Genomic DNA, 13,443 nt, shown 5'->3' on the forward strand with positions numbered 1-13,443 from the left:
ATGTACACCCATCCCGGCACCAAACTCATGTTTATGGGCTGCGAATTTGGGCAGCCTTCTGAGTGGAATTTTGAGAAAAGTCTCGACTGGCACCTGCTGGACCACGGCCCGCACGCGGGAATCAAGAACTGCGTGAAGGCCCTCAACGAACTCTACCGCGCCGAACCCAGCCTGTACGAACACAGCTTCTCGCCCGAAGGCTTTGAGTGGATCGACACTCAGGATCGTGAGAATTCAGTCGTCATCTACGCCCGTAAAGGACTCAAAGCGTCCGAAAACGTGGTAGTAATCTTGAACCTGACGCCCGTTCCCCGCCCCGACTACCGCGTGGGGGTACTTTCGGAAGGCGACTGGACGGAAGTTTTCAACAGCGACGCCACGGAGTTTGGCGGCAGCGGCGTGAGCAACCCGAATGCCGTGGCTAGTGAAAATCAGCAGTGGCACGGACGGCCGCAGTCGGTGCGGATGAATCTGCCGCCTTTGGGAGCGGTAGTTTTGAAGAAGGAGTGAATTTAACGAATTCAGTTTATTCAGAAAGGCGGTTGCTCAAACCGCCTTTTTCTTTTGGGCTTTTTCCTACCTTTGCCCTTCGAAAAAACTACCTGCAACACATGAGAAAAGTCTTCCTAGCGGCCCTTTTGATCGGCTGTTCCACCTTTACGGCCCAGGCCCAGCGCATTTCCCGCGTTTCGGCGGGTTTGGATGTCGGCACGGGCTTTGGTAAGGGGCATTTTAGTCCGTCTTTACTCTACTACCAGACAATTCAACCTGCGAACGCACCCTGGCTTAGGCTAACGGGCGGGGGACGGGTGTGGAACTACCAGGCCCAGGATACTTATCTGACGGCTCCAGGTGGTAGCTCCATGGACGATACCATGCAACTCAGTCGGGCATCAGCTACGGGATTTAGCTTCGTGATGGGCATGAGCCTGCGACTGGGTAACTTCGTGGATATTGGCGCAAATGCCGATCTGCTGTCTTTTGCCTTTGGTAAAAGAAGAACTGCTACCTACCGCATAGCGGATCCCAGCAGCATAGCGGAATCCGACACAATTAGCCCTAAACTGAACGGCGAGGGCGTTGACATCGCCCCGGCCAACCTGAATGCCGTTCCTGCCTTCTTGCGCAATAACAATGGCCAGGCCGAAGCCTTCGTCAGGATTTGGCTTGGTAAGCAAGTGGGCGTTAAGTTCGGATATATGATTGGCCAGATCTCCTACCGCTCAGATTTTAAGCTCAATAACGGGCAGAAACGATTCTCGTCTGGATACCAAATGCCCTACGTGGCGTTGTCTTTTCCGCTTTATAATTAAATAGAGGAGAAAGGAGGAGAGGATAAAAGAAGGAAAGGACGAGGCCGACCCTGCGGGCTTGCGCCAGCATTCTTTTTTCCATCCTCCTTTTCTCCTTAGAAAATTATGGCTGAAAAACTTACGGATTCGCACAAGTACCGACTATGGCGTAAAAAGCTGGAAGTCAACGGACTGGACATTCATAACATTGAGGAAATCTACTCCCGGCGGAAAGGCGACGGAGAAGTACTCTTCTCATTGCTGATGACCGACGCCACTACGCCCGAGGGTGATAAAATTCCCCCGATTTGCTTTTTGAAAGGAGAGGTCGTTTGCGTGCTGATTTGCTTTATTGAAAAAACTACCCGCGAGAAATATCTGCTACTGGTTAAACAGCGGCGCATCTGCGATGGTGGCTACACCTACGAACACCCGGCGGGGATGCTCGACAGCGAAAGCGACCCCGCCGCTGTAGCCGCCCGCGAAGTCTACGAGGAGACGGGCGTCGAAGTGGCAAAAGAAGAACTAACCCGACTGCTGAATCATCCATGCTACCCTTCCACCGGTACCAGTGACGAAGCCATGTATTTTTTCTTTTATGAAGTCGAATTACCTCGTGCCGAAATCATGGCCTACCACGATCAGAACATGGGCGTCGAATCGGATCATGAGCGCATCACGACCCACATCGCACCCTTCGTCAAAGGCCATCGACTGATTACCAATACCAATGGCATCCTACTGGATTATCTATACTTAAAAGAAGTAGGCGATTGGGAATTATTGAAGAAGCTATGAAGCAGCTATCACTCCCTAGATTTTCACAGTATTTGCCGGAAACTACACGGTTGATATTGCCGCAATTTTAAAATTACGCCTATATTTGCACCCCGATACCCAAAGCACCCGTAGTTCAATGGATAGAATTTCGGTTTCCGGTACCGACGATAGGGGTTCGAATCCCTTCGGGTGCACAACATTCTACTTTAATCCGTTAACTGTTAGTTAGTTAGCGGATTTCATTTTTCAGAGGTACCAGAAAAGGTACCAGTTTTTCAAACTGACGCGGTTTTTTACCCTTCCTTCTCATCGGTGTAGAATAATCGGGCAAACTTGGAGTTTCGCGTTAGTTGGCGTTTTCGCGGTCAGCAGTTCGGGCGGTGGCCACGCCTTTTTTGGAACTCCGAAAATTGCCTTTCATGTTGTGATTGCGTTGTGATCGTGCCGTGATTGGCCACGGGTGGGGTTCGTCATCGGGACGAACGGCCCGCCTTTTTTATGGACACTAATAATTCCTTCCGGCTGCTGTTCTTGTGCTGTATTTAGTAAGACTGCGTAGGTGGTCAGCGGTGGTGTTCATCTAATTACTTTCAAATTAAACCGCCTGTTGTACGGTCGTACTCTGTCGGGCGGGCGGAGGTAGTTATATTGCCTGTTTTTAGCCTGTTTTGCAGTTTATTTATCGCCAATTTTGGCCCCGCCGCGCTCTGGCGAAACTACCCCCCCCCTCTGAATTTTGGCACGATGCGCGTTTGGGGGGTCGGTCGGTATACACGGCAAAGACGTTAAGGTTTTTACCCTCCCCTCCCTTCGGCTGGGCAAATGTACCCTGCAATGAAAAAAAGGGTAGTGAATTTTGACACGATACGTCTTTGGGGGGTCGGTCGGTTGTCAGCAGTAAACTGCCACTCCCCCGGCCTTTGGCGGTTAACGTTCCGGCGGCCCTTTTTTATAGTGTCTGATTTTTGAAATTTTGACACGATACATGTTTGGGGGGTCGGTCGGTTGTCACAGTCCTTTGATCTCCCACGGCGTACCCTTCCAGTACTCCATTACTTGCCGCTGCTCCGGCGTCAGTCGTAGTACTTCCAGCGGATCGAATAAGGGCGTTTGACAGATAGCCCGCTCGATACTCCGGCGCGTGTTGTTGCGGGTGTTGCTGTCGTCGTTGCGGGCGTGGTGAGCGGTGCGGTAGGTTTCATCGTGGTAGCTCCGTCTTCTCTTGTTGGTTCGGCGCGGGCCTATTTTCGCCTTCACCTCCTCCGGTTTTGCCTTCACCGTCTTCTCACTTATAAAAACGCTGTCCCTTCGCTGGCTATCGATACCTATACCCGTGGTCTTGCATCGACGTTGTACCGTCGTCATCGGCGGCGGCGGGGTTGTTGTTGGTGGTGGTGGTGATGTTTTTACTTGTGGTACATCAGGACGTTTGCAAACTATACCTAAACGTTGCAAACGTCCGGTTTTGCGGCTACGGGTTGCGGGTCGTTGCAAACGTCCGGTCTTCCGGCATCTTCGGCGGGTTGCAAGTCGTTGCAAACGTCGCCTTTCGTCAGGTGCTGCCACTTGTCGCGGATAAGTCCGGCCACTACCTTTTTGCGGTCGGGCGGCGTTCCGTTGGGCGGTGTCCCGTCGCCGTGGAGGGTGCGCTCTACCAAAGTGCGGTACTCTTTCAGGAGTTGGTACCGCTGCCTCCGGCCAATGGTTTTTAAATCCTGGGTGGTGACGGTTTCCACGGTGTCGCGCTCGTTGGCGGTTAATTTGGTCGCTGGCAAACGTTCGCGGATCAATACCAATTCCCATGCCTCGGACAGCATCGCGCCCAACGTCGCCAACTTTTCGGCCTTCATCAGGTCTTGCAGCGTCCGCACGTCGGCCCCGTGGAGGAATCGCATTGATTTTACCTTCACCTCGAAGCGTAGCAGGTTTCCCGGTCGCTCGTACTGTGCGCCTTTGTCGTAGCACTTCACGAAGCAGTCAAAGTTTTTGGCCTGGTAGTAGTTGCCGCCATTGCGGACGGACACGCGCCCGAATGAATACGATTTGTAGGCTATCAGGTCGCGCAACAATTCCGGCGGGCTGAACGGTGTCGTAAGGTTGACCCCAAACTCCACGTTTTTTAGTTCGGCCTGTGAGGGCGCAATTTTGAGCCATTGGCAAAGGTCGTGTATAGTGTCCCACAAATCGACGCGGGTAAAGTTGTTCCAGTTGTGCGCCCCGTCGTTGAAATACTTATGCAGGCTCCCGGCTATCTCGGTTCTTCCAGAATCGTGCAGGGTAAATTTCAAATTCTTGTACGGCGTTGAGGTATAGCGGTCGCGGCCCCGCTGGAACCCTAACCGGGCATTTTCTAAAAGTTGCCGGGTCAGTTCCTCATCGTAAATCCATATCTTTACAAAATCAATCATAGCGGTGTGTTTTACGCCCGTTGTGTGAGAATCGAACATTAAGTAAAAAGGGGATGGGCATTTGCCTATCCCCTTTTTTGTTGATCCTATACCGTCGCGGGCTGCTGGTGTAGCTGGGTGATGAATTGAGAATAGAAGGCGTTGACCTGCGCCGGAAACACCCGGATTTTACGGAAGTAGAAAACGGTCAGGCGGGTATCACTTTGCCAGAAACGGAAACAAACCTCTGATTTGTCGTAGTCGTTGCCGTGGAGGTACCCGGCAAAGGGTGTGTTTCGTAGGCCCGTGAAGAAAAGGCGGGTTTTGTCGCGGATCCGTCCGGTAATGATGGTACCGTTTGAATAGCGGCGCGTTACCTCGTCCCTTGCCTCTTCCGTCCATAGTTCGGCGGGTAGGTAGTTGAAAGGTACCCCGGTGGGAAGTTTTTCGTACTTCCCGGTGCTGTCGTTGAGTTGGTACTCTTCACGGAAATAATCCGTGGTTTTCCCATTGATTGAGAATGAACATTTAGTAGCCATCGGGTCGCGCGGGTTAGGAGTGAATTACTTTAACCTTACTGAGCGCGGCCTCCACGTCGGCGGGTTTGTAAAGTACCCGGTGGCCGAACTTGTGGGCGGTGATTTCGCCCGTGCGGGTGCGCTCCCATAGCGTCGTTAGGGTTACGCCTAATTGGGCGGCGGTTTCCTTACGGCTCAAATAGCGCGGCTCCGTGGGCGGCTGGGTAGGGTAGGGGGTGAAGGCGGTCAATGCCTCCGACACGGCTAACCGAATGATTTGTGTTAACTCGTCGGGCGTGAATTGGGTGGTGATGATACTTTGCATACGAATAGCGTTTGATTCGATGCAAAGGAATTAATTTCACCTCCGTTAGATGCCAAATCGCGCGAATTTATGCTTTAAATCGCGCGAATTTATGTTCAATACGATACAATACCGTTGCTAACGTGCAGCATCACGTTTTGTAGTTCTACGGCCTTTACCTCTTCACCTCTGAGCGATACCACGGCTAAGGTATCCCCGGCGGCGTTCATAAACTCCACTACGTGAAAGTCGCCGCTGTCTCCCGATACGGGTTCGTAAACGTGCGCCACGGTACCCACGTCGCCCCGGTGGAGGTTATGCTCTGGCAGGTCGTGGAGGAGGGCTACTAAATCAAGTTCCCTGTGCATGGGAATGATAAAGTTTTTAGGCGGCTCGGTCACTAAGATGCAGCATTACGTTTTGCAGTTCTACGGCCTTTACTTCATCCTCGCGTAAAGTCACTACCGCGACGGTATCCCCGGCGGCGTTCATGAACTCCACTTCGTACAATCCGCTGCTGTCGGTTGGGGTGGCCTCGTACACATGTACCACGGTTCCCACGTCGCCACGGTGGAGGGTATGCTCCGGGCGGTCATTGAGGAGTGCTACTAAATCTAAATCCTTGTGCATGGTTATTTTTTGTTTGGATAGGCGGTTAAAAATCTGGGTACTTCCTGGTTGTCATCTATGAGCCACACGGTTTTTAGTGCGTAGTCCCGGCCGTTGGGCGCGGTGATTATCCCCTTTACTACGTACTTCATGCCTCTGGGCGTTGGCTGAACGGTAGTCACGCGCCCCGTGCGGGCTATCTCTTTTAAATCCTCCGTCAATCGGTCGGGCTGCGTCTGGCTATACCCGGCTATCGCGAAAAATTGCGCCTTCCCGCTGTTCTGGCTGTGGAAAGGGTTGAGGAGGTACGCCTCCACTTTCTCCGCTGCTACTATGGCAAGTTCGCCGCCTGGCAATCGCTCGTCAGGCTCCATCATTGCGCTATGCGTATAGCTGACGATTGCCGGAAAAACGGGTGATCGAGTAGGCGCGTGGCGGTTTCCTCTTCGCTAATTTTGATATATTTCATAAAGGAGGTTTCGGTTTTGTGTCCGGTCAACTTCATTATATCCAGCGTCGAAACTCCGTTTTTATAGGCATTGGTGGCAAAACTCCGGCGGGCGGTGTGCGTCGTGACCTCTTCCCACTTTTGGCGGTTGACAGTCACGCGGCGGCCCCCTTTGTTGCGGGTCGTTTCTACGGGATCGTCAATCCCGGCGCGGCGGGCTATTTCTTTCAAATAATTGTTGGCCTTCTGGTTGCTGATCGTGGGCGGCGCGGAACCGTCGTATTTATCGAGTATCGCGCGTAATTGGTGGCTAATCGGTACGTACACGGGTTTATTAGTTTTCTGCGCCCTTACGCGCAAAATTTGGCCCCCGGTGTCGTTGGTGGTAATGTTGCTGCTCCGTACCTGCGATAAATCGGAATAGCGTAGGCCCGTATTGCAACCCACTAAAAAGAGGTCGCGGACGCGGTCAAGTCCCGGCGTACCGGACAAATCGAGTTCAAACAGGCGGTTTAATTCTTCGTGGTTGAGGTAGATACTTTCTACCTCCTCCGACGGTTTCACAAATTCGCTGTCTTGAAATTTGATGTTGGTGTGTAGCCCGTCCTTCATCGACTGTTTCATAAAGACCTTCACGTATTTAATCACGTTGCCTTTGTGGTTGGTCGCTGATCCCTGTCGGTTGAGGTAGGCAATTAGTTTTTGGTAGAGGTGGAGGTCAACGTCTTCAAATTCGATGCGTACCCGCTGAGTTTTCTCAAAGGTGGTCAGGGTCTTGAATACCGAACTGATATTTTTGATCGACCCGACGGAATAGCGTTTTCCGGTTTTGGGAATGCAACGCGCCCCGCTCTTAATATCGGCAATGAAGCGTTCGACCCATTGGAGAAAGGACGGGTGATCCTCATCCGCGGGCGCGTCCTCCTTCGTTTTTAGGTGGAGATCAAGTAAAGTCTTGATTGCGTCCGTGGAGGGTATCACGTCGCCCCGCTCGTTCTGATAGTCGAGTAGCACTTTGGGTACCAACTTCTCTATCTGGTTGAGGCGGGTTTTGAGTTCTAGGTAGTGGGCAAACTCGCGGGTGTTGCGCGGGCGGCGGGTTGTATTATCCCAAAATTCAGGTAGGATAGATTCGCCCGTGTAGTAGGTTAGGCGTTGATTGGCGTAGCATATCCGGCACCGGATCGGCGTAGCCTTGGTGGCATCGAGTTTCTTGAGGCTAAACCTCACGCTCACTTTTGTCATGTCATTGCTGTTAAGAATCGAACAGGACAAAGATAAACGTTTCTTCTAAAGGTACCAGAAAAGGTACCAGTTTTTTTAAATTCCTCTGTATTTCATTAAATCTAGTTAAACACTAATACGCCTTAAAACGCTATAAATCAGGTTTTTTACGATAAATGGCATTTAAACAAATCATAAGGTTGTCATCCCTTCGGGTGCACTTAAAAAATCCGCTAATCATTAAATGGTTAGCGGATTTTTTACTTAGGTGCAGTCTATTCAATACCCATACCACTCCCCCCACCACTGCGCCAGCCGCTTCCTGATCTCCTCTTCCCGCGCATTTTGTCCAGGTTTGTATAGCGAAGTACCTTGCAGCTCATCGGGCAGGAAGTTCTGTTGCGCGAAATTTCCCTCGTAGTTATGCGAGTACTTGTAGTCTTTTCCATACCCAATTTGTTTCATGAGCTTGGTCGGAGCATTACGCAGGGCCAAAGGTACGGGCAGGTGAGCCGTTTTTTCGGCAAGGGCAATAGCCTCGTTGATCGCCAGGTAGCTGGCGTTGCTCTTGGGCGAAGTAGCTAAGTACACTGCCACCTGCGACAGGATGATGCGACACTCGGGGTAGCCGATAGCCTTCACGGCCTGAATGCAGGAATTGGCCATAATAATAGCGGTTGGGTTAGCATTACCGATATCTTCGGAAGCCATGATGAGCATTCGCCGGGCTATGAAGACCGGGTCTTCCCCGGCTACAATCATGCGGGCCATCCAGTAGAGAGCGGCATTGGGGTCGCCGCCGCGCAGGGATTTGATGAAAGCCGAGATGATGTCGTAATGTTGCTCACCCGACTTGTCGTAGCGGGCCATGCTTTGCTGGGCCACATCCGTCACGAGTTTGTCGGTGATACCGATGCTTTCCTTTACACCTTCGCCAAGCACGACGAGTTCCAGCAGGTTCAGCAGCTTGCGCCCGTCGCCGCCTGAAAGCCGAAACAGAGCGTCGTAGGACTCAAAACTTATCTGCTTCTTCTGTAACCAGTCGTCTTTTTCCAAGGCCCGATCCACCAGTTCTCGCAGTTCCTGCTCACCAAGTGATTCCAGAATATAGACCTGGCAGCGCGAAAGCAGCGCAGAGTTCACTTCAAAAGAGGGATTCTCGGTCGTGGCGCCAAGGAGCGTAACCTGCCCTTTTTCCACGGCCCCGAGCAGGGCATCCTGCTGGCTTTTGTTGTAGCGGTGGATTTCGTCAATGAACAGAATAGGGGAGAAAAGCCCCATCGGTCTATTCAGAATTTCTCTCAGATCCTTTACGCCCGAACTTACTGCGCTCAGGCTGTGAAAAGGCCGCTTAGTCGCCTCGGCGATCAGGAAAGCCAGCGTCGTTTTGCCCACGCCTGGCGGCCCCCACAGAATGAGCGACGGGATAGTATTGCTCTCAATGGCCCGGCGTAAAGGGCCGTTCGGACCAACGAGTTTTTCCTGACCTACGTAATCGGCTAACGAATGCGGACGCATTCGCTCAGCCAGTGGAGCGGCGTTGGGGTGCATGATTTTTGGGGCGAAGGTAGGAAAGGAGGAGCAAAGGGACAAAGCACAAAAAAAGCGCGACCTCCCAAAGAAGACCGCGCTTTTCCAAACAAAAAGTATTAAAGCGTCACGCTTTCCAGTGTCATGTTCTTTTTAAGATTGCTCAACGCTCCGAAGACCAGGTTATAGACCGACTGAATATTGATTTTCATCAGGTCGGAAATTTCCTGGTTGTTCATGTTCATGTAAAATTTCAGGAAAATGGCCTCACGCTGCCGACGGGGCAGGTGGTTGATGGCTTTGTTGAGGTGCTGGTTAGTGGCCTCGAACTCCTCGTCCGAAATCAAATCTTTCTCGTGCGAGGTAGTATGAATGTGCCAGTACTCTACGGGAATATCCTCGTTGCTTGTGTGCTTCTGCAGGGCGTTGAGGTGGCGCACCAGCTTGCGCTTGATGGAAGCCATGAGATAAAAGCGAACCGAAGTCGTGTCGCCAATGGTTTTGCGGTTTTTCCACAACTCGACGAAGAGATCGTGGATGCAGTCTTTAATGAGGGGCTTGTCAACGGTGAATTGTGAACAGTACTGATAGAGAATGTGGACGTAGGATTGATAAAGACAGGCATAGGCGTTTTCGTCGCCTTTTCTGAACTGGTTCCAGTAACGCAGTTCTTCTTCTTGTTTGTACCGTACGTAGGCCATAAGCGGGGGTTAGGATGATTAGAGGTTAGATGCAAATTACTAATAAGGGTCTGTTTTACACTTGTAAATATATTTATAAAAAAACATTAAAAAAAAATATCGCACAGGGAATATTAATTTCCAAGTCGATTAAATTTTCTTAAATCCGGGAATTGTGCAAAAACAGAGACGAATAACTTTACCCGTTACCCGTAAGCGGGAACGAAAGAAAATTTATCTCCGTCGAAAAGTCCTTTATCGCTGAGTTTCAGGGCAGGGATCACTAAAAGCCCCATAAATGACAGGCTCATAAATGGCGATGCTAGCGTGCAGCTCAGCTTCTGCTTTACGAATTGATCGAGCCGGGTGTAATTCTCGGCCACAGCGTAGCCATCGACATCGGTCATCAGACCAGCGATAGGAAGCGGGAGGATATGCGTTTGGTTATGACCTACCACCGCTATGCCACCTTTGGCTTCCACAACTGCGTTGACGGCCTGGCAGAGACTTTCGTCATCGCAGCCCACGGCAATGATGTTGTGCGAATCATGGCCGACGGAGGAGGCAATGGCCCCACTTTTCAAGCCAAAATTGCGGACGAAAGCTACGGCGGGGACAGCTTCTTCGTAGCGGTTGACGACCGTTATTTTCAAAATATCCCGTTCCACGTCGCTCTCAATAACCCCGTCTTTAACCTGAACTTCTTCCTGAACACTATTCGTGATAAGCTGTCCATCAAGTACCTCGATGATCCGTAGGGAGACAGATTCCCCCGAAGCTTGGCAGACAAAGTCTCTAGGCTTTTTAGGCGAACAGTTGAAATGGTTAACATGATCGCTGCGCAAGTTGGATAGTAGTGAATGACCGCCTTCGGCCACCAAATCACCGTCCAGGTAGGTTTGCAGAATGTTAAAATCAGCCAAATTATCGACCACAATAAAATCTGCCGGGTCGCCCTCTCGCAGCAATCCCACGGGCAGGCGGTAGTGCAAAACGGGATTCAGACAGGCAGCTTGCAGGACGTCAAATACATTGTGCCCCAGAGTTAATGCTCTTTTGACCAATGCGTTAATGTGGCCTTCTGCCAGACTGTCGGGATGCTTGTCATCGGAGCAGAACATAATCTTATTCGGAAACTCGGCCAAGAGTGGAATCAGGGCATCGAAGTTTTTTGCCGCGCTGCCTTCCCTGATTAGAATGCTCATCCCGTAGTCGATCTTCTCAAGGGCTTCGTCGTAGGTGAAGCACTCGTGATCCGTATTGATGCCTGCTTCGGCGTAGCGACGGGCGTCGTCACCCCGCAGGCCGGGGGCGTGGCCGTCAATAGGTTTGTTGAATGCCTTAGCCAGCGTAATCTTTGCCATCATATCCGGGTCTTCGTTCAGTACGCCGGGGTAGTTCATTACCTCGGCCAGATAGCCGATCTCTTTCATTGCCAACAGCTTGCGTACATCCTTTGGCCCAATGACGGCTCCTGCCGTTTCAAAAGTGGTAGCCGGGACGCAGGAGGGCGCTCCAAAACAGAATTTGAACGGTACTCGCTTGCCGTCTTCAATCATGTACTTTACCCCATTGATGCCCAATACGTTGCCAATTTCGTGCGGGTCGGAGACGGTAGCTACCGTACCGTGGACTACCGCCAGCCGGGCAAATTGACTGGGCGTGAGCATCGAACTTTCGATATGGACGTGGGCATCCACGAAACCGGGCAGGATGTAAGGTAAGGAAGGGTTCTCCGGGCCGAGCAAAGAAACCCCGGCGATTCTTCCGTTATTTATCGCGAGACGGCCTTCTCGGATGGTACGGTCGAAAAGATTGAGAAGATTGGCGTGCATGGATATTATTCAGGATCAGGATGGGAGTATGACCAAAGAAAGGCAGAATCCCAGAATAATTAAATGTTTGGTTTCCTAAAATTATTTAGTGAACCAGGTAAATACCAATGTATTTTCGCCTTTGGTAACAAACGAATGAACTCCGAATGTTTCGACTTGATCACAAAGTAGCCCTCGTCACGGGCGGAGCCAGCGGTATCGGGCTGGCTATTTCTACCATTTTTGCCAAACAGGGGGCTGAGGTTCACATTTTGGAAATCAACGAAAGCCAGGCGAAGACAGCCGTTGAGGAAATCACGGCGGCGGGTGGAAAGGCCGTAGCGCATACGCTCGATATATCGAAGCAAGCGGAGGTGGTGAAAACGATCGACGAGATCGCTGCCAAACAGAAAATTGATATTCTGGTTAATAACGCGGGCATCGCCCACATCGGCAAAGCCCACACTACGTCGGAGGAAGATTTCGACCGGATCCTGAACGTCAACATCAAAGGCGTTTATAACTGTCTTTTCGCCACGATTCCCCATTTTCAGAAAAATGGCGGTGGCGTAGTTCTCAACATGGTTTCGATTGCCGCCACGGTAGGTATTCCCGACCGCTTCGTATATTCGGCCAGCAAGGGCGCGGTGTTCGCCATGACGCTTTCAGTTGCCAGAGACTACCTGGCAGACCATATCCGCTGTAATAGCATCTCGCCTGCGCGGGTACATACACCATTTGTAGACGGTTTCATTGCCAAAACCTATCCTGGGCAGGAAGAGGAAATGTTTGAGAAACTCTCCAAAACGCAGCCGATCGGCCGCATGGGCAAGCCGGAAGAGATCGGTGCGCTGGCCCTCTACCTTTGTTCCGATGAGGCAGCATTTATTACGGGATGTGATTACCTGATTGACGGTGGATTTGAGAAACTGAATAATTAAGCCTAGTAAAAGGTTATTACTACCAAGTTCGCTATTTGCGAACTTATGTCTATATTTGCCTTGATGAGAATAATTTCCCTGAGAACCATAAAGAAGTTTTGGGAGAATTATCCTGAAGCCGAACCTAATTTAAGACATTGGCATAGCAAAGTTAGCAGGAGCAGTTATCAATCTCCGCAAGAGGTCATTTCCCATTTCAAAGGTGCGAATTACGTGGGTAATGAAAGAATAGTGTTCAATATTGCTTGGAACAAGTACCGATTAGTCGCAGCATTCAATTACGAATACCAAGTCTGCTACCTGAAATTCGTGGGCACCCACCAGCAGTACGATAAAATAGATGCGAAAACTGTGGAGATTTAATTTATTGATATGGAAGCTAGTAAAATGAAGCCGATTAAGACTGAAGCCGAATATGATGATGCTCTAGTAGAAGTGCAGAAGGTTTTCGATGCTAAGAGAAACACCCCCGAAGGAGATCTTTTGGAAGTGCTGTCTTTATTAATATATGATTACGAACAGAAACATTACAAAATAGAAAGCCTTTCCCCTCTTGAGGCACTAAGATGCGAAATGGAAGAACAAGGTTTGACGCAGAGTAGCTTAGCTGAACGAATTGGAATGAGTAAAAGCACTATTTCAGAAATTCTCAATGGTAGAAAACAGATGAGTGTTAGGTTTTTGAAATTTTTGCACAAAGATTTGGGCATCCCTGCTGATATACTGCTGAGCTGAAAACAATAATTTGCAACCATTAAAACCTATAAAACCAGAACAGATAAATGAAACTATTTCGCTTCGGCGCGCATGAACAGGAAAAGCCGGGAGTCATTGCTCTCGACGATAAAAGATTAGACGTCTCGGCATTCGGTGAGGATTATGACGAGAAATTCTTCGCCACTGACGGCCTGAATCG

At 50.6% G+C, this 13,443-nt stretch carries 17 protein-coding genes and 1 tRNA gene; 7 read left to right on the forward strand and 11 right to left on the reverse strand.

The genetic code is table 11. From position 1 onward, the window contains the following. The 4 genes from ACEW8P_RS03755 to ACEW8P_RS03770 all read left to right on the forward strand — a co-directional run. Positions 1-510 (forward strand): alpha amylase C-terminal domain-containing protein (locus tag ACEW8P_RS03755; protein WP_373511772.1); only part of this gene is annotated, 510 nt, incomplete at its 5' end. Between the two features lie 101 nt (positions 511-611). Further along, entirely contained in the window at positions 612-1,313 is a 702-nt protein-coding gene (locus ACEW8P_RS03760) for a hypothetical protein (RefSeq protein WP_373511773.1), read from the forward strand. Positions 1,314-1,418: 105 nt separating this feature from the next. After that, entirely contained in the window at positions 1,419-2,090 is a 672-nt protein-coding gene (locus ACEW8P_RS03765) for an NUDIX hydrolase (RefSeq protein WP_373511774.1), read from the forward strand. Positions 2,091-2,194: 104 nt separating this feature from the next. Next, a tRNA-Arg gene (locus tag ACEW8P_RS03770) sits at positions 2,195-2,266 on the forward strand. An 814-nt stretch (positions 2,267-3,080) separates the two neighbouring features. Here the strand turns inward: ACEW8P_RS03770 and ACEW8P_RS03775 are convergent. The 11 genes from ACEW8P_RS03775 to ade all read right to left on the reverse strand — a co-directional run bounded on the left by ACEW8P_RS03775 (position 3,081) and on the right by ade (position 11,607). Further along, on the reverse strand, positions 3,081-3,437 hold the full coding sequence (locus ACEW8P_RS03775; RefSeq protein WP_373511775.1) for a hypothetical protein: 357 nt from the start codon (positions 3,435-3,437) through the stop codon (positions 3,081-3,083). Positions 3,438-3,514: 77 nt separating this feature from the next. Next, on the reverse strand, positions 3,515-4,480 hold the full coding sequence (locus ACEW8P_RS03780) for a hypothetical protein (RefSeq protein ID WP_373511776.1): 966 nt from the start codon (positions 4,478-4,480) through the stop codon (positions 3,515-3,517). Positions 4,481-4,566: 86 nt separating this feature from the next. Then, on the reverse strand, positions 4,567-4,998 hold the full coding sequence (locus ACEW8P_RS03785) for a hypothetical protein (protein WP_373511777.1): 432 nt from the start codon (positions 4,996-4,998) through the stop codon (positions 4,567-4,569). A 13-nt stretch (positions 4,999-5,011) separates the two neighbouring features. After that, positions 5,012-5,302, reverse strand: coding sequence for a helix-turn-helix domain-containing protein (locus tag ACEW8P_RS03790; protein ID WP_373511778.1), 291 nt, complete (start codon positions 5,300-5,302; stop codon positions 5,012-5,014). A 95-nt stretch (positions 5,303-5,397) separates the two neighbouring features. Next, on the reverse strand, positions 5,398-5,649 hold the full coding sequence (locus ACEW8P_RS03795; RefSeq protein WP_373511779.1) for a DUF4926 domain-containing protein: 252 nt from the start codon (positions 5,647-5,649) through the stop codon (positions 5,398-5,400). Positions 5,650-5,665: 16 nt separating this feature from the next. Beyond that, positions 5,666-5,911: a DUF4926 domain-containing protein gene (locus ACEW8P_RS03800; protein WP_373511780.1), complete on the reverse strand. Its 246-nt coding sequence runs from the start codon at positions 5,909-5,911 to the stop codon at positions 5,666-5,668. Between the two features lie 2 nt (positions 5,912-5,913). After that, entirely contained in the window at positions 5,914-6,267 is a 354-nt protein-coding gene (locus ACEW8P_RS03805) for a DUF6883 domain-containing protein (protein WP_373511781.1), read from the reverse strand. Then, a complete protein-coding gene (locus tag ACEW8P_RS03810) occupies positions 6,264-7,583 on the reverse strand; it encodes a tyrosine-type recombinase/integrase (protein ID WP_373511782.1) in 1,320 nt (439 codons plus the stop codon). The genes ACEW8P_RS03805 and ACEW8P_RS03810 overlap by 4 nt, the downstream gene beginning before the upstream one ends. A 258-nt stretch (positions 7,584-7,841) precedes the next feature. Continuing rightward, positions 7,842-9,113 (reverse strand): replication-associated recombination protein A, encoded by a 1,272-nt coding sequence (locus tag ACEW8P_RS03815; RefSeq protein WP_373511783.1) that lies wholly within the window; start codon positions 9,111-9,113, stop codon positions 7,842-7,844. Positions 9,114-9,211: 98 nt separating this feature from the next. Continuing rightward, complete coding sequence (locus tag ACEW8P_RS03820) at positions 9,212-9,793, reverse strand: RNA polymerase sigma factor (RefSeq protein ID WP_373511784.1); 582 nt, start codon at positions 9,791-9,793, stop codon at positions 9,212-9,214. Positions 9,794-9,978: 185 nt separating this feature from the next. After that, positions 9,979-11,607: an adenine deaminase gene (gene ade, locus ACEW8P_RS03825; RefSeq protein ID WP_373511785.1), complete on the reverse strand. Its 1,629-nt coding sequence runs from the start codon at positions 11,605-11,607 to the stop codon at positions 9,979-9,981. A 146-nt stretch (positions 11,608-11,753) separates the two neighbouring features. Between ade and ACEW8P_RS03830 the strand changes: the two genes are divergently transcribed. The 3 genes from ACEW8P_RS03830 (at position 11,754) to ACEW8P_RS03840 (ending at position 13,262) form a co-directional block, all read left to right on the forward strand. Further along, positions 11,754-12,527 (forward strand): SDR family NAD(P)-dependent oxidoreductase, encoded by a 774-nt coding sequence (locus ACEW8P_RS03830; RefSeq protein ID WP_373511786.1) that lies wholly within the window; start codon positions 11,754-11,756, stop codon positions 12,525-12,527. 63 nt (positions 12,528-12,590) lie between these two features. Beyond that, positions 12,591-12,890, forward strand: coding sequence for a type II toxin-antitoxin system HigB family toxin (locus ACEW8P_RS03835; RefSeq protein WP_373511788.1), 300 nt, complete (start codon positions 12,591-12,593; stop codon positions 12,888-12,890). Positions 12,891-12,899: 9 nt separating this feature from the next. Beyond that, positions 12,900-13,262 (forward strand): type II toxin-antitoxin system HigA family antitoxin, encoded by a 363-nt coding sequence (locus tag ACEW8P_RS03840; protein ID WP_373511787.1) that lies wholly within the window; start codon positions 12,900-12,902, stop codon positions 13,260-13,262. The last annotated feature ends 181 nt before the right edge of the window (positions 13,263-13,443 follow it).

The sequence above is a fragment of the Persicitalea sp. genome (genome assembly GCF_041751555.1).
In the GTDB taxonomy this organism is placed as follows: Bacteria; Bacteroidota; Bacteroidia; order Cytophagales; family Spirosomataceae; genus Persicitalea.